Here is a 17,336-nt window from a genome sequence, read left to right as displayed (position 1 = left end):
ATTCACCCTAAGGTTATTATTTGATGTTATATATCAGTGCGTTGCATATGGCCGCAGCAATGTTACTTCCACCTTTACGTCCTTTATTGATGATATAAGGTACATCAGAATTCAAAAACAACTCCTTGGCTGCCACCACATTTACAAATCCTACAGGAACACCTATCACAAACTCTGGTGTAAACTGACCTGCTTCCATCATTTCATACAAAGAAATAAGAGCTGTTGGTGCATTTCCAATTGCAAATATTACAGGCTTGTTAAGCCTTGCAGCACGCTCCATAGATACAGTAGCTCTAGTGACTTGACGCTCCTTTGCTTCTAGGGCCACATCCTCATCGGCCATAAAGCAATGTACCTGACCGCCAAAGGTGGCAAGCTTTTTTTTGTTTATGCCTGCCATGGCCATGTTTGTATCGGTAACTATGTGGGCTCCGTTTTTGATTAGTTTTTTGGCTATTTCGATTCCATTTTTTGAATAGCACATGGTGGTGGCATAGTCAAAATCGGCGCTAGTGTGGATTACGCGTTTGGTGATGGGAGCTTCGTCTTCGGGGAGGTTTATGGACATTGATGTTAGTTCTTCGGTTATTATTTGGAAGCTTTTGGATTCTATTTCGGTGGGGAGTAGGTATTCTATTTTCATATTTGTTTCCTTTTTATGTTTTGGCTAGCCGGGGGGTGCCCTCATCCGTCAGCTGGCGCTGACACCTTCCCCCAAAGGGGGAAGGCTAACACCTCATCCGCCCGTTGGGCACCTTCCCCTCAAGGGGAAGGCATTTGGAATAAGCTAAGAGGCCTTCGGTTATTTGAGTTCCTGTACCGGGCTTCATGGCGTAGAGTTTTTCTAAGGTTTCGCCTGTAAAAATTTCTTCTGGAGTGCCTATTTTGTATACTTTTTTGTCGGCTACTGCTACTACTTTGTCGGCCAGGGCTGGGACAAATTCCAGCTCGTGAATTGTCATTATGACGGCTTTGCCTTTTTCTTTGGCGAGATGTCGGATTACTGATAAAATGTCTAGCTTGTATTGAATATCCAAAAATGAAGTTGGCTCATCTAAAATCATAATATCGGTGTCCTGGCAGATGGCTCTGGCAAGCATTATTCTTTGTCTTTGACCGTCGCTGACCTTGGAAAAATCTTTATTTGCAACTTCATCTGCTCCAACTGTATGTATGGCTTCGTTGACTGCTTTTATATCATCAGCTGATAAAATCCCAAGTCGCCCTGTATAAGGATATCTGCCAGTAGCCACCACGTCAAAGCAGGTCATTAGTTCTGGGTGAATTCGCTCGGTTAAGACCATAGATATCTTTTTTGCCATATCCTCTTCGGATAATGAAGCTTCGTTTAATTCGCATATGCGAATCTCTCCATCCAGCTTTTTAAGCTGCCTTACTATTGTTTTTAAAATAGTGGATTTACCTGCACCATTCGCACCTATGATTGCAAGTATTTCACCAGGAGATACTTCAATATTCACATCAGACACTACAGGCTCTTTGCCGTATCCTACATCAAGCTTTAGGGTTGATATCAACTTATCCATGATTCATCCTCCTTGACACCAAAATATAGATTACAACTGGCGCAAGAAAAATAGCTGTAACCGAGCTGATACTTACCTCTGTAGGAGCAAAGGCTGTTCTGGCTACACAGTCGCAAAGCAATGTAATTATAGCTCCACCCAAAAAACAGGCTGGAATCATAATTATAGGCTTTGCTGTTTTCATAACACCACGCATGATATGTGGAACTGCAATTCCCACAAAAGAAATCGGACCTGCAAAGGCTGTTACAGTTGCAGATAAAATGCTGGATAAAAGAATCAAAATTCCTCTAAGAAGCTTAATGTTAACGCCCATATTTCTGGCATAAGCCTCGCCCATTTGATAAGCACCTATAGGCTTTGACATAAAAAAGGAAATAAGAACTGCCAATACAACTATAATCAAAGAAACCCACACATAGTCCCAGCTTATGCCTGAAAAGCTTCCCAATGACCAATTGTGGAGATTTACAATATTTGAATCATCTGCAAAGGTTATAACAAATTCTGTAATAGCTGAACAGATGTAGCCAATCATTACACCACAAACTACCAGCAACGACATATTTTTAACCTTGCCAGCAAGAGCCATGACTATAGCCATAGCAATAATTGAGCCTATAAATGCAGCTATTACCATAACAAGAGAATTAATAACAATTCCCTTGCCTAAAAGAAATACCATGGATAATGCAACGAATAATTTTGCACCTGATGAAATTCCAAGAACATAAGGTCCTGCGATTGGATTTCCAAAGAAAATCTGCAGCAAATAGCCTGAAACAGAAAGAGCACCTCCTAAAATAATTGCCGCAATTATTCTAGGAAGTCTTATTGAAATAATGATTTTGCCAGAGCCTGTCTGAGCTGATGTAAAGAGAATCTTTATTACTTCTATTACAGAAATATCCGCACTTCCAACAGCAAGCCCTAAACAAAAGCAGCCTGCCAGTATTATGCACATAATTATAAATAACAAACTATATCTATTTCTGCACGAATTCATTATTACTCCTTAAGCTTGTAAAAACAGTCCCCTGAATTATATGAATCTGTCAAAATTAAATGTAGCTCTTCTATAAATTCTGCCACACTTGTGCTCTTTTGGAAATAGTCTTCTCTCAGGCAATAAACATTTCCTGATTTTACAGCTTTAAAATCTTCTAGTGATGGAGCTTTTTTTATCAGCTCATCTATTTCATTAATCTCCCCCTCTATGGTACTGTTGTATATCAAAACATCCGCATCAACAGCTCCTATATAAAAATCTTCCATGGTAATTTTCATGGTAGAAAGGGCATTTTCACTGTCTGAAAGTCCCTCAGGCACATATGTACCGCCTGCCATTTCAATCATAGACGATATATAATCTCCTTGCTTTCTGACTGTAATCTGGCCATTTGAATTTACTGAAAAGAATGCAACAGTTTCTCCTGTCTTTTCCATTCTTCCGATATCCTCTGCCCTGTCACATTGGGTTTTAAACACCTTGTCAGCTTCATCAAGCTTATCAAATAAAACACCATATAGCTTTATCCATTCAAGCCTGCCAAGAGGATTTGACTCATAGCTGGAGCGCTCAACTAAAACTGGAATGCCAAGCTCCTCTAGCTTTTCCTTTACCTCTGGATTGTGGTAAATCATAGTATTTTCTATAGCAAGATTACACTCCTTTGAAACCAAAAGCTCGTAGTCAGGGGCAGAATATTTCCCTGCATATACTGTATCGCCTGCCCTTATTGCGTTAGCTGCATCTTTTATATACCAATCCTCAGCTTTAGTTCCACAAAAGGCTATGGAATCTAATGCATTTATATTAGCAATCAAATCCATAACAGATGTAGACACCAGATATGTTTTATCTACATTAGATAGGACTTTAACTCCTTTAATATCTACATTAAAAGGCTTGGCCGTAAGAGGCTTGATAAAATACTGAGAAGTCTCACCTTCACCGATTGTAATAAAAGCAAACTCACCAACCGAAGCATCCTCATAATAATCTATACTGAATTGGTTGGCATATTTAAGCTCTACAGAAGACTTATATGTGTAATCAGATAAATCCGGTTTTTCAGATGATGAAAAAGTTCCTGTTTCACTTTCATTTGATGCTACAACCGGCTCACCTTCTGGCGAATACACTGTAAGTGTATACTCTATCTCATGAGGAGTACTCATTGCAGTAGTATCACCTATTACCGTAAATGCGGTATCAAATTCGTTAAATGGTATCGTAAATACGGAGTGCTCATCAGGTGACGCCTCATTGTCATAGCGCACCTCATCAACCAACATATAGTCATAATTTGAGCTGGACCAAACAAGCTTTACTGTTTTGCTGTCATCTGTCACCACAACCTCTGCTGGAGAATCTACGGTAGCCTTTCCACTTCCACCCTCAAGAGTCACCTGACAGGTGTAGGTTAGGGGTTCATTTTTCTTTATTGAATTGTCCTTATTAAAAAAGCTGCAGGCTGTTAAGCTAAAAAGCAGCGCTGCAGCTATTAAAATACCAAATTTTTTCACTAAGACCTCTTAATTTTGTTTCATAACTTAAGTACTACCCCTATTCATTAGCTCAACTGACAACTATCATCCACTAATGAAAACTAATTTGGATTAGAAACACTTACTTTGTGATCGTACCATGTTCCTTTTTCACCTAAGATTGCAAGATCAAATTCTGTATCAAGCTTTTCTACAGGAACATCGAAACCATTTACAGTTTCTGTTGTGCCGTCAGAATATGTCACCTCATCCTCTGTAGGCTGAAGCCAGTTGGCTTTGTCCTTTTCAGCATCAGCTGCTGTTCCTACGTAAAGATTCTTAATCTTCTGTGAAACAAGGGAAATATGAATAGTCATTTCTCCATTTTTTGTTGTAAGAGTACCCTTGCCATCGCAGGCTTCATTTACATGAAACATGCTGCTGTCTGTTTTAAATTCAGCCGAATATTCCTTACCATCTACAAGATCGTCTGTTGATGCTGATGCTACTGATGCAAGTCCCTCTGATTCAATTGCATCCCTTGTATGGCTAACATAAAGCTTCTGTACATCCTCGATTTCACCGAGTCCAGCTATCTGGCACTCGATAGATGTAAAGCTTCCATCAGCCTCAAACATTGACTTCCAAGAGTCGTCATCATCACCAGCCATATCGTTATTTGCATGGTCACCAGCAACAACCATAAGTGGACGAAGAAGAACCTTATCGTAGCCTGCCTCTTTAACTGCAGCAATAATGTTTTCGCAAGATGTTTCCTCTGGTTCACCCTCAACAGTACCAATGAATACGTTCTTGTAACCAAGCTTATCCATCTGTGTCTGCATCTGTGAGTAAGTAACCTTTGCTGTGTGGCTTGTACCGTGTCCCATGAATACAAATGCAAGACCATCCTTCTCAGCCTCTGCTAAATCCTTATACTCAGTCTCAGATACTGCTTCAGCGGCGATAGCCTTTGCAACTGTCTCCTTGTCTGAATTAACCGCATTTGCATCAGAACCAACCTGACCCAGAAGTGGTTCAGCTACCTTTACTGTTTCAAACTTGTCAGCATAAGCTTCAACAGCTTCCATAAGCTCATCATATTCAGCACCATGCATAAGGTGTGTAGGCTGAACAACAAGGTTCTTTACACCGTTATCCACAGCACGATTAAGAGCCTGATCAACATTATCAATCTTTTCATTATCACGAGCCAAAATATGATTGATGATAATCTGTGCTGTAAATGCACGTCTAACAGACCAGTCTGGGTTTGCCTCTGCGATTGCCTTTTCTACTCCACCGATGTCCTGAACACGACTATCATTAAAGGAAGTACCAAAGCTTACAACAAGAATTTCGTTGTCACCGATTTCATCCTGATTAAGTGGGTCATCTTTTGACGCATCACCTGTATCTCTGCCAAAGTAATCCGGGTCAGCAAACTCACCCTCTACCAATTCCTTTGCAGAATCGCTAAGTGCATCCCAAGCAGCCTTTGCTTCCTTACACTGAGCCTCTGTATTTTCTGTCCAATTTTGAACATAAATTGCATCAATAAGCTTGGCACAATTATCAGCCATTTCCTGATCTGACTCCTCACTAACCACCTCTGTAGCGGCCTCCTCAGCTTGTTCAGGCTGCTCTGTTTTATTGCCGCATGCCATGAACAGCATTGACGCGCTCATCATAAGAGCTAGTCCCATTAACGCTTTTCTCTTCATCTAATGTCATCCTCCATTTCTTTAATTTAACGGACGACAAATCAAAAGGGTCGCGCAGTGCGACCCTTAATTCAACAAATTTCTGAATTAAGATTCGAAAGTCCGCAAATCATTAATTTAAGATTAGGCAGGTCTCCTGACTTCGATCATCATCTGCATTCTCTTCCCAAGCATAACTCAGTGACTTGAATACAGACTCCCTAACACAGTGACGGCTTCGCTCTGGATTCGCACCAGATTCCCTTTTCACCCATACCAATTCGTATATACGAATCTATGGACACCTAAACTCACTTTTTATTTCGACAAACAACGTAACACATTTACTGTCATGTGTCAAATCAGACTTACTCTTCCGACGTAACAGAAATAATAACAACCTCAAATGCGCAGCGATTGTTCAAAGGATTTTCTCCAATAAATCGCAAAAACAAATCCAGCTTCATTCCGACTTCATCAATGCCTTCCACAAGTTCCCATCGCTTTGACTCTATACATTTATCCAGAGTATTCATCATTTCATCTGCTGGAAGTCTTTTTTGTTTTATCGCAACACTACCCAAATCTGTTTCGTCTACATAATCTGCTTTCAACAGGAAATTTGCAAAAGTCTTATTATAGCGAATGACATACATGGCATCATCCTTTATTTCAACCACACCTGTAGGCAGTTGACCGAAGAATTCCTTTGAATGCCAATTGAAGTCTGTATTTACCTCAGGTTCTACAACATTAACCTTTGTGATAGCGTCATAGTATTCGGTTTCTTCAGGATTTTCTATTTGGTTGCCTACATTTGCTCCATAAATATCGTACCATTCCTGAAGCGGAATTGGTTTGGCAAAGAAGAAGCCCTGAATCTTTGAGGCTCCGATTTCTCGTAAAAATTTAACCTGTTCTATGGTCTCTACGCCCTCTATAACAGTATCAATTCCAAGCTTCTTTGACATTTGAACCAGTTGTTTTAAAATAACATGATTTTTACGTGACATATTAAATTCACGCATAAATCTCATATCAAATTTTAAAACATCAAAATCAAATCGCTGGAGCATATTAAGGGATGAATAACCACTTCCAAAATCGTCCATCCAAACCTTGAAGCCCGCTTCATGGAATCTATTAATCTGTCTGCTGACAAATTCAGGCTCAAGTTCCGATACACTTTCTGTTATTTCGATAGTTATATCAGCGGCAGTAATTTTTGAAGCCTCTACTCTTTTGATGATTTCCTCCACCATATCACACAGCTGAAAATCATATTTTGAAAGATTTATAGAAACAGGAACTACAGAAAATCCCTTTTCATATACATCCTCTAAATCCTTTATTACACATTCTAGAATATATAAATCAAGCTTGTGAATAAGCTTTACATCCTCTAGTACATATATAAAATGGTTTGGTGGTATCATGCCCCTTGCAGGGTCAATCCATCTGGCCAATGCTTCTTCATCACAGACGAGACCATTTACGGCTCTTATTATCTGCTGATAGTATGGTACAATCCAGCCCTCAGTCATGGCTCTTTCAAAATTATTAACCACATATTGATAATCTGTTGTGGCTGCATGGGTATTCTCGTCATAGTATGCAAACTTTGAAATATATGCTCCTTTTTCCTTATCACTGGCAATTTTAGCTCTATCAAAAGCATTGCTGGCTGAAACATCCTCAAAGGCTGATGAATAAATTCCCACATGTATCGGAAGGGATCTTCCCTCATTTGCATATTTTATATCTTCAAATAATTGGTTTAAGGTATCTTCTATACCCTCCATTTTTGTGAAAACAGCAAAATGATCTGAACCCATTCGACCGCAGTTTTCATTTGGGAAATACTTCTTTAAAATCAGAGCACAAGAAACCAACAGGTTATCGCCTTCCCGAAGGCCATATTTTTGGTTATAATATTTCATTCCTGTTAAATCTATAAAAAGAAGTCCTGGAGTAAAGCCTGCGCTTAAAATAGACTGTTTGCCAGCCTCTGCAAGCTGTAGAAAATAAGACATGTTTGGCAAGCCTGTAAGAGTATCGTAGAAATTATCTCTTATAAGGCTCTCTTTATTCATAATGTCTATATAATTAGATGCTAGTCTTTCTGTGAGAGGATTTGATTCATCCCCACCAATTCCCTCAAGCATATAGATGGTTGAAGAAAGCATAACACCAGTTTCTGTAAAAAAATGAGACCCATGAGAATGCAAAATTACATAGTCTCCAAGAGTGTGTGACATGGTCCTATAGACACAGTCAAACACATCCCCGCCAGCAGCAAACTTATAAGCTGCATCGGCAGCTCTTGCCCTGTCATCTGGATGTGCGTCCTTGTACATATCCTCATTCAAAAGCTTTACGCAATCAGAGCGCTTCATTCCCATCAGCTTGCACATACCATCAGTAACTAAAAGCGTTACCACCCTTTTGTCAACCAACTGATATATAGCCATAGCAATGCTAAGCCTTTCTAGCGTTGCTCTCTCTTTTTCGTCAAACTCATATATTCCCATATGAACGCTCCTAAGTTAAGGGGTAATTTTCTCCTCAATAAACCACTTATTGGTAGTATAAAAAAAAATAATGAACTTACTGTTAAAAATCACAGTAAATTCATTATTTTATTTAACTAACTATTCTAAATTGTAATTATCTCTTAACTCCTGAGCTTTTCTTTCTACCTCAAGAATGAATTCTCTGGAAGATATGAGCCTTGCACCAGCACCACTTATAATGACCTGTTCTAAGCCATCTGAAGTCACTACCGTAATATCGTATTTTTTGCCATGTTCATGTGTGAAGCGTTCAATATAGGCATCTGCTGTCTGGGCCTCTGCGGTAAACACCTGATGTATGTTCAGGTAATCTGACGCTGTGACCTCATGACCTTTTACCCTATAAGCATCAAATACAGCTATTACGTTGTAATCTGTCATGGCTTTGTAATTGCTTAATATATCTAGCAACTTTCCTCTGGCGCCATCTAAATTCACGTCTAAAACAGCTTTTAGCTCAGGCCATGCATATATGAGATTGTAGCCGTCTACTAAAAGATATTTTTCCTTAGGCTTTATGGCTTTAGGAGCCTTGTACACATAATCGGAATCTATTCGTCTTACTCTGGTTCCTTCGCCATAATGCCATCCCTTTTTAGGCTTTTTGTCATGGTTGCTGTGAGTTGCCATAGCAAGTATTTTGTCTATTTCATCAGGATCTAACCACTCATCCACATTATGATTCATCCTTTTTGTGGAAATGATTTCGTCTTCAAAATCTGCCTTATCCTGTCTGCATGGCACATGACAATTATCCTTAACCTCATACCATGGAACTATGGTTGCTGCCCCATGGGAACAGAATACCGAAGCTGAAGGATTGTCCAAATCTGCATCCGGATTGTAATCAAATACCGTTATAACATCGTCTGGATTGTGGCATGGTCTATAGGCATCAAATACCAAAGACATCTGCCCTTCACCTTTGGTATAGGTGATAAGCTTTGCACTATAGTTTTTAATTTCAGAAGCAGGGGCAATTCCAGTAAGCTTGCTTTTTCCGCCAATATCCTCTGGCGGATTAAAGGAGCCGCTCATGGTCTCGATATCTGTCATAGCCCTCCCTATGGAATCTGATGGCAATAGCATTTCAAAACGATAATAGGGTTCTAAAATAGTGGTGCCAGCCTCCATTAAACCCTGTCTTATAGCACGATAAGTAGCCTCTCTAAAATCTCCACCCTCGGTATGTTTGATGTGGGCTCTTCCACCAATTATGGTGTATTTTACGTCGGTAAGTGGAGCTCCTATAGAAGTGCCCAAATGCTCTTTTTCCAAAATATGTGTCTCTATCAGACGCTGCCAGTTTAAAGCCAAATCATCTGTAGAAACATCTGCTTCAACCTTAATTCCACTGCCAACAGGAAGTGGTTCCATCAAAACATGAGCCTCTGCATAATGTCTAAGGGGCTCAAAATGTCCTACTCCTTCTACTGGTGCTGCAACAGTTTCCTTGTATAAAACTCCTGTTTCTGAAAATTCAGTTTCATAGCCTAGCTCAGCTTTAATTTTATTTACAAGAATTTCTGTCTGAACCTCGCCCATGAGATTCATAGTTATCTGCTCTGTGGCTGAGTCCCAGTTCACATTCAAGGATGGGTCCTCATCGTTTAGTGCTATAATCTTTGGATAAGCAAGCCTAGGCAATGTGCCATCTAAAAATGACAGCTGATAAGAAAGAACTGGATTGAGAGTCAAATCTGCTCTATCTCCCTCAAGGCCTATGCCTTGACCTGCAAAGGTGTCTTTGGGACCTACAAGAGCAACAACATCCCCTGCCACTGCTTCCTCAACCTGAGTGTATTTTAATCCAGAGTATATTCTAAGCTCGTTTATCTTCTCACCATTTGAAAGGGTGGACTTTACTTTAAGGATACCACCGGTGATTTTCATAAAGCTTAATCTGGTATCTCTACCAAGACTTTCGATTTTAAATATTCTTCCTCCAAGCTCTAAAGGTCTAGACATAGATTTTGAAAGCTTTGACATAAACTGTAAAAGCTCTGTGACGCCTTGATTTTTAAGGGCTGCCCCTGCAAAAACAGGGAATGCAAGTCTATCGTTAATTAATCTAAAAACTGTTTCATCAGACAATGTATCTTTATCTAAAAACTCTTCCATTGCCTGCTCGTCTGATAGAGCCATAGATTCAAAATCATTATTTAAAGTGCATTTATCAGATAGCTCAGCCTTCAGAGCTTGAATATTTGCCTGTAAATCAGCGCCCTCCATGTCCATTTTGTTTATAAAAATGACAGTTGGAACATGGTATTTTTCAAGCAGTCTGAAGATGGTTTTGGTGTGTGCCTGTACCCCATCAGTTCCGGATATCAAAAGAATAGCATAATCTAATGCCCATATTGCTCGTTCTGCCTCTGTGGCAAAATCCACATGACCTGGCGTATCTAAAAGAGTGATATCTGCACCCTCATAGGCAAATACTGCAGGCTTTGAAAAAATGGTGATACCTCTGGCTCTCTCCTGGGAATCTGTATCCAAAAAAGCATCCCCATGGTCTACTCGACCAAGGGATGCTAACTGGCCTGAATTGTATAAAATTGCTTCTGATAATGTGGTCTTGCCCGCGTCAACGTGGGCAAGGATGCCCCAAACTGATTTCATCTATGAATACCTCTACTTCATACCCTCATCCGTCACCTGCGGTGACACCTTCCCCCTACTAAGGGGAGAAGGCTCATGAATTAATTATAGCCTCTAAAGCCCTTACCTATGATTTCACTACTATTTGTAATTGCAATAAACGCTGATGGCTGATTTTTTCTGATATAATTTTTAAGTTCCACTGCCTGTTGTCTTTTTAGAATGGTGAGCACTACAGTCTTTTCTTGATGCTGATATGCTCCTTCAGCCTTGTAAACCGTGGCACCCTTTCCCAATTCTTCTGTAATATAATTTACTATCGGATCTGGGTCATTGCATATTATAGTGAAATATTTTGCAAGGTTAATGTTTTCTATGGTTTCATCTACCACAAGTGATTTGGCTAATAGTCCTACCAGAGAGAATAAACCAGTCTCAACATTAAATACCAGACAGGCTGATATTACGATGAAAACATCTGAAAGGAAAAGTGCTGTTCCTATGTCCACCTTTGTATATTTCTTCAAAATCATGGCCACAATATCTGTTCCACCCGAAGATGCACCAAGGTTGAAAAATACTGCTGATGCAAAGGCTGGAAGTGCTATAGCAAACATCAGCTCAAGTACAGGCTGATTTGTAAGTGGACCATCCATAGGCCAATATTTCTCACATATTGTAGGACCGAATGACACAAGTAATGTGATGTAGGTGGTCTTCACTCCAAATTTTTTACCAAAGACTACAAATCCTAAAAGTAATAAAGCCATATTTATTATCAGGTTGATATGGCCTGGTGTGTGTGTCATAAGGGCAGACAACACAATAGAAAGACCACTTATACCTCCAAAGGAAAAATGATTTGGGAATTTAAAAAAATAGATTCCTATTACCATAATCAATGAGGCTATGGTAAACATTATAAATTCGTATATGTCCTGTTTGTGCTTATAAATCTTATACATCATAGTAATCTCAACCCCTTAGGATAATGATTCTTTATTTGACCTTTACTAGCCTTTCCCCATCCAAGTGAATAACCATCCACAGTGATGAGTGTCCAGCCATCCTTTACATCAGCCATGATGGACTGGCCCTTTAGATAGTTTTGTGTCTGAATATCAGATGAGGCCATATCAAATACATTGCAATACTCATCTTTTTTAAGTGCTAATGCAAGAGCATGGCTTGGCTCAAAACGATTCTTTTTTAGAGTGCCAAGAAACAGACCGCCTCTAAGAACATGGAGTCCTGTAATATCTGGTGCGTTTTCAGGGAGCAAATACAACAAATCCTTTAGCTGTAATATGTTTTTGATTACGCCCTCATCCATCAGCTGTGCTGACAGCTTTTCCTCCTTAGAAAAGCCTTTTTTGAATTCAAGGAAATCTGCAATTTCCTTTTTGTTTGGCTGTTTTATCTTGGCCAGTGAGCGTGCTTCCCTGCACTCCTCACTTCTGCCGTCATCAGCCTTTTCTAAAAGTGCCGCATAGTGGCCCTCGCCCTTTACCTCATGTGGCCATAGACGTCGCTCCTCTATAACAGTCACATCTGGGTGTCTTTCAACGAAAGCTGCCACTGCCTCCTCATCCTCTAGTTTGGCAAAGGTGCAGGTGCTGTAGCAAAGTCTGCCTCCTGGTATGAGCATTTCGTAGGCTCTGTCTAAAATATCCGCCTGTCTATCAGCGCACATCTTAACAGAATCAAGTGACCATTCACCACAGGCGTCATGGTTCTTTCTAAACATTCCCTCACCAGAGCATGGTGCATCCACCATTATTCTATCGAAATATTCCGGGAAAGCCGCTGCTAGTTTATCTGGATATTCTGATGTGACTATGGCATTTGTAATGCCTAGTCTTTCAACATTTTCGGACAATATTTTAGCTCTGTTTTTCATGGGTTCATTGGATACAAGGAGTCCCTCTCCCATCAAATAGCCTGCTATCTGTGTGGATTTACCACCAGGGGCAGCGCACAAATCAAGACAGTAATCGCCTGGCTGTGGGCAAAGCATTTCTACCGGAAGTTGAGCAGATGCATCCTGAATGTAATACACACCAGCCTGATGATATGGATGAAGCCCCGGACGGCTATTTTCATCATCGTAATAGTAGCCGTAGTTGCTCCACTCTACCTTTCCTGTGAGCATATCCTTGCAATTTTCTATTACAGCTGCATCTGCCTTTATGGGGTTAAATCTAAGTGCAGATATCTTGTTTTCCTCGTAAGAACGTAAAAAAGCATGGAAGTCAGGACCTAAGTCCTGCTCCATGCGATTAATAAAGTCAATTGGTAAAAATGATGTATCGGTCATTTACATACGCTCCGGTGCCTTGAAACCGAGAAGGTCGATTGACTTTTCAAGGACATCTCTAGTCAAGGTAAGAAGCTTTAAGTAGCTAGCCTTTACTTCATCGTTCTCCTCAGCCAAAATCTTTGTATCGTGATAGAATCTGTTGAATGCGTTTGCTAAATCATAAATATATGCGCAAATCTTGTGAGGTGCCATATCCTCGTAAGCTGATGAAAGTGCAGCCATGAACTTTGTAAGCTCAAGCTGAAGTGCTCTCTCTGAGTCAGAATGTGCAGGAAGGATTGAACCCTTAATTACAACATCCCCAGCCTTTGCAAGGATTGATTTACATCTAACGATTGTGTAAAGAATATAAGGGCCTGTATTTCCCTCAGCAGATGTAAATCTATCTATATCAAAAATGTAATCCTTTGAAGCCTGATTTGAAAGATCACCATATTTTACAGCTGAAAGACCAACAATCTTGGCTGTCTTCTCAGCATCTTCATCGCTCATTGTGCCATTTTCTTTAATCTTTTCAAGCATCTTCTCTTCTACTTCGGAAAGAAGATATTCAAGACGCATAACACCACCCTGACGTGTCTTAAATGGCTTGCCGTCTTTGCCGTTCATAGTACCAAAGCCTACGAAGTAAAGATTTGTTTCGTCTGGTACAATGCCAGTCTTTTTAGCACAGCGGAATACCTGTGTAAAGTAAAGCTCCTGTCTCTTGTCTACAACGTAAATGATTGAATCAGGATTATAGTCCTTCATTCTCCATACCATTGTAGCAAGGTCCGTTGTGTTATATAAAGATGCTCCATCTGACTTAAGAATCATGCATGGTGGGACTTCTTTTGTGTCTGTTTCTTCTTTAACGTCTACTACAAGAGCCCCCTCTGAAATGTACGCAAAGCCATCATCCTTCATTTTTTGAACCATGTCAGGGATGTATGGCTGTGCATCGCTTTCCCCCTTCCATAAGTCAAAATCTACATCAAGCTTTTCGTAGTTTTTCTTAAGATCTGTAACAGATACATTAAGAATATGAGCAAGAAGTGCCTGATAGCCCTTTCTTCCATGCTGAAGCTCAAAGGTAGCATTCATTGCAGCTTCCTTGTAAGCCTCATCCTCCTTTGATTTGCCTGATGCGCATGGATAAATCTCCTCAAGCTCAGTTATGGTAAATGGAGGCTCTGTTGGGTACTCTCCATCGTAGTTTTCATCAAAATAAACAAGCTCTGGCTTGCGAAGCTTAAGCTCTGTGATGATAAGACCCATCTGAAGACCCCAGTCTCCAAGATGTACATCACCGATAACCTCATCACCCATAAAACGAGCTGTACGCTTGATAGACTCGCCTATGATTGCGGAACGAAGATGTCCAACATGAAGTGGCTTTGCAACGTTTGGTCCGCCGTAATCAATCATAACCTTTTTAGGTGTTGAAACCTTGTCCACTCCAAAGCGCTCATCATCAGCTGCCATCTGCGAAACGAAGTTTGCAATAAACTCATCAGACAGATTCATATTAATAAATCCTGGTGGGCATGCCTCACACTTTGAAAACATTGTATTTGCAGCAAGCTTTTCTGCCACTTCACCTGCAATACCGATAGGTGCCTTTTTATATTCCTTTGCAGCCGCAAGTGCACCATTACACTGGAACTGGCAAAGATCTGGACGGTTTGACAAAGTAACCATTCCATATTTTTCATCGTAGCCACAGTCCTTGAAACCTTGAACTACAACTTCTTTAATCTGCTGAAGAATTTCTTTCATCAATTTCCTCCGTAATATCTAATAAACATATGGAATAGCGAATTTCATCAAAAATTCGGTATTCGTATCTGGCATGATTTTTGGATAACAAAAATCATGCCTATTAATTATAAAAACTAGTCTGCCTTCTGTCTAGTGGCTTTTGCCATAAACTTCTCATTATTTATAATGAAACGCTCATGTGTACCCTTACCTACTACTCCATTTTCATCAGAGCACTCAACCTCAAAAGTAAGTTTTCTTCCATCTATCTGTGTAAGTGTGGCCTGACACTTTACCGTTCTTCCAACGGCACTTGGGGCTGTATGGCTGATATTTACCATAGTACCTACAGAGCCCTCACCTTCCTCTAGCTCAGGCTGAATCATTTTCCAGCAAGTCTCCTCCATAAGAGAAATCATTGCTGGTGTAGCAAAAACATCTAAGGCTCCACTGCAAAAAGCCTTTGCAGTATTATCCAAGTTAACCTCTGTTTGGGCCTGGCCCTTCATTCCTACTTCAAGCATATATGTAATTCCTTTCAAGTTTATATTTTATAGCTTATTACTATTTTCCACCACATTCAAATACATTATACTCTTTTCTTTAATAAAGTGGTAAAATTATAACAACTATAGATTTTGAACTAAATTTTTAGAATATTCAACGTAAGGGGGCAGAAAATGATTAACGATGCAAACATTATGGACTTATCTGATTTCGGAGACAGAAATGTAAAAGAAGAATTTGCTCATATCAAAGATAGTCTGATTTCACTTGAAAAGCTTATTGAAGCAAAAGAAAACAATTATGAAGATTCTGATGAAGTCGCACCAAAGTATCTCAAAGCAACGTTGCGCGAAAGCTTTGAAGAGCTAAGTCTTCCAATCGAAGAAAAATGTGATGCCCTTGAGCTAAAAATCAATACACTTACTGAATCTATCAATCAAATACAGCATCAGCAGAAAAACAATAGTAAGCTTATACTATGCACTACTATTGGAGTTGGCATTATGCTGTTGCTCGTTTTGTATGTGTTATTCTTTTTCTTTTTTGGAGCTTAGTTATGGAAATAGCTTCCCCTATTTTTGGGGAAGCTATTTAGATTAGTCTAAGTATTTTAGGTACACACCTCATCCGCCCTCTGGGCACCTTCCCCTCAAGGGGAAGGCTATTGTAATATTCTAAGACTTCTGTCTAAAATTCCATTAAATTCTGCAATAGCCATGCCATAATTTACGATTGGAACGCCCTGCTCTTTGCAGTGTTTTACTCGGCTTTTCATTTCTGCTTCATTTATCATGCAGCCGCCACAGTGAATGACAAGTGCGTAGGCTGATAAATCCTCTGGAAATTCATTACCTGATGAAAATTCAAAAATTATATCCTGGCCTGTGTAGTTTTTTACCCAGCCTGGTATTTTAACTGTGCCAATATCGTTGCACTGCCTGTGATGTGTGCAGGCTTCGGAAATAAGCACCTTGTCACCAGCTTTAAGGGATTTTATGGCTGCAACTCCCTCAAGCTGTGTGCCCAGACTTCCTCTGTATCTTGCCATAAGAATACTAAAAGAAGTAAGCTCTATCTCATTTGGTACAATTTCAGCAACCTTTTTGAACGCCTGAGAATCTGTAATTACTAATGAAACATTGCTGTTTTCCTTGAGGGTTTCAGCTAATTCCTGTGGTTGGCAGCAGATAGCCTTACAATGATTATCCAACAAATCTCTTAAAACCATTTGCTGTGGAAGAATAATTCTACCTTTTGGAGCTGATTCATCTATTGGAATTACAAGGACTACTGTATCCTTTGGCTTGACTAAATCTGCCAAAAGAACTGGCTCCTTTTTTTCTGGCTTGAGGCTAATAAGAGCCTCTTTTACTTTAGACATATCATCCTTTGTAGCATCTACAAATATGATATTTTCGTCTGAAAGTTCTTTAAAGCCATGAGCCTCAGCCTCATCTGTATGATTTTCAATTATGATATAAGGAAGCTTTCTTGATTTTACATCCTTAAGGAAATCAATTTCCTCCTCTGAAATGACCTGTTCTCTGGCATCAAGCACCAGTACAACAATATCCATTTCATCTAAAATGCGATAGGTGCGATGTTTCCTAAGTTCTCCAAGCTCTCCTTCATCGTCAAAGCCTGCTGTATCGATTATAACAACAGGGCCTATAGGAAGAAGCTCCATGGACTTTTTAACAGGGTCCGTGGTGGTACCTTTATGGGCTGACACAAGGGATATTTCCTGATTGGTGAGCTTATTTACTATGCTTGATTTACCGGCGTTTCTGATACCAAAAAAGCCTATGTGGGTGCGTGCACCGCTTGGTGTGTTATTTAGTGACATAATATT

General features: G+C 39.9%; 13 protein-coding genes and 1 riboswitch. Of the genes, 1 reads left to right on the top strand and 12 read right to left on the bottom strand.

Translation table 11 applies throughout. The annotated features are described in order from the left end of the window. Positions 1-16: 16 nt before the first annotated feature. From BLV53_RS09275 to BLV53_RS09225, 11 genes are all read right to left on the bottom strand, one after another. Positions 17-646, bottom strand: a complete 630-nt coding sequence (locus BLV53_RS09275) for a precorrin-8X methylmutase (protein WP_090300140.1) — start codon at positions 644-646, stop codon at positions 17-19. 85 nt (positions 647-731) lie between these two features. Next, entirely contained in the window at positions 732-1,550 is an 819-nt protein-coding gene (locus BLV53_RS09270; protein WP_090300139.1) for an ABC transporter ATP-binding protein, read from the bottom strand. After that, positions 1,543-2,556, bottom strand: a complete 1,014-nt coding sequence (locus BLV53_RS09265) for a FecCD family ABC transporter permease (protein ID WP_090300137.1) — start codon at positions 2,554-2,556, stop codon at positions 1,543-1,545. The genes BLV53_RS09270 and BLV53_RS09265 overlap by 8 nt, the downstream gene beginning before the upstream one ends. A gap of 2 nt (positions 2,557-2,558) precedes the next feature. Next, a complete protein-coding gene (locus tag BLV53_RS09260; RefSeq protein WP_242879069.1) occupies positions 2,559-4,079 on the bottom strand; it encodes an ABC transporter substrate-binding protein in 1,521 nt (506 codons plus the stop codon). Positions 4,080-4,162: 83 nt separating this feature from the next. Beyond that, the gene (locus BLV53_RS09255) at positions 4,163-5,764 is read right to left on the bottom strand and encodes a sirohydrochlorin cobaltochelatase (RefSeq protein WP_090300135.1); all 1,602 of its coding nucleotides are present in this window, start codon (positions 5,762-5,764) and stop codon (positions 4,163-4,165) included. 109 nt (positions 5,765-5,873) lie between these two features. Beyond that, positions 5,874-6,067: riboswitch (cobalamin riboswitch) on the bottom strand. A 44-nt stretch (positions 6,068-6,111) separates the two neighbouring features. After that, the gene (locus BLV53_RS09250; RefSeq protein ID WP_090300133.1) at positions 6,112-8,274 is read right to left on the bottom strand and encodes a GGDEF domain-containing phosphodiesterase; all 2,163 of its coding nucleotides are present in this window, start codon (positions 8,272-8,274) and stop codon (positions 6,112-6,114) included. 120 nt (positions 8,275-8,394) lie between these two features. Continuing rightward, positions 8,395-10,938 (bottom strand): translation factor GTPase family protein, encoded by a 2,544-nt coding sequence (locus tag BLV53_RS09245; RefSeq protein ID WP_242879068.1) that lies wholly within the window; start codon positions 10,936-10,938, stop codon positions 8,395-8,397. Positions 10,939-11,018: 80 nt separating this feature from the next. Next, positions 11,019-11,885, bottom strand: a complete 867-nt coding sequence (locus BLV53_RS09240) for a YitT family protein (RefSeq protein WP_090300131.1) — start codon at positions 11,883-11,885, stop codon at positions 11,019-11,021. Further along, positions 11,882-13,234, bottom strand: coding sequence for an RsmF rRNA methyltransferase first C-terminal domain-containing protein (locus BLV53_RS09235; protein WP_090300129.1), 1,353 nt, complete (start codon positions 13,232-13,234; stop codon positions 11,882-11,884). The genes BLV53_RS09240 and BLV53_RS09235 overlap by 4 nt, the downstream gene beginning before the upstream one ends. Beyond that, positions 13,235-14,995 (bottom strand): arginine--tRNA ligase, encoded by a 1,761-nt coding sequence (argS, locus tag BLV53_RS09230; protein ID WP_090300127.1) that lies wholly within the window; start codon positions 14,993-14,995, stop codon positions 13,235-13,237. Between the two features lie 116 nt (positions 14,996-15,111). Beyond that, on the bottom strand, positions 15,112-15,501 hold the full coding sequence (locus tag BLV53_RS09225) for a thioesterase family protein (RefSeq protein ID WP_090300125.1): 390 nt from the start codon (positions 15,499-15,501) through the stop codon (positions 15,112-15,114). Positions 15,502-15,657: 156 nt separating this feature from the next. Between BLV53_RS09225 and BLV53_RS09220 the strand changes: the two genes are divergently transcribed. Further along, positions 15,658-16,038, top strand: a complete 381-nt coding sequence (locus BLV53_RS09220) for a hypothetical protein (RefSeq protein ID WP_090300124.1) — start codon at positions 15,658-15,660, stop codon at positions 16,036-16,038. A gap of 107 nt (positions 16,039-16,145) precedes the next feature. Here BLV53_RS09220 and hydF read toward each other — a convergent pair whose 3' ends face one another. Continuing rightward, positions 16,146-17,330, bottom strand: coding sequence for a [FeFe] hydrogenase H-cluster maturation GTPase HydF (gene hydF / locus BLV53_RS09215; protein ID WP_090300122.1), 1,185 nt, complete (start codon positions 17,328-17,330; stop codon positions 16,146-16,148). Positions 17,331-17,336: the final 6 nt, after the last annotated feature.

This window comes from Pseudobutyrivibrio sp. ACV-2 (genome assembly GCF_900107545.1).
Classification (GTDB): domain Bacteria; phylum Bacillota; class Clostridia; order Lachnospirales; family Lachnospiraceae; genus Pseudobutyrivibrio.
Note: the sequence above shows the minus strand (reverse complement) of the source record. Positions and strands in the feature narration are given on the sequence as shown.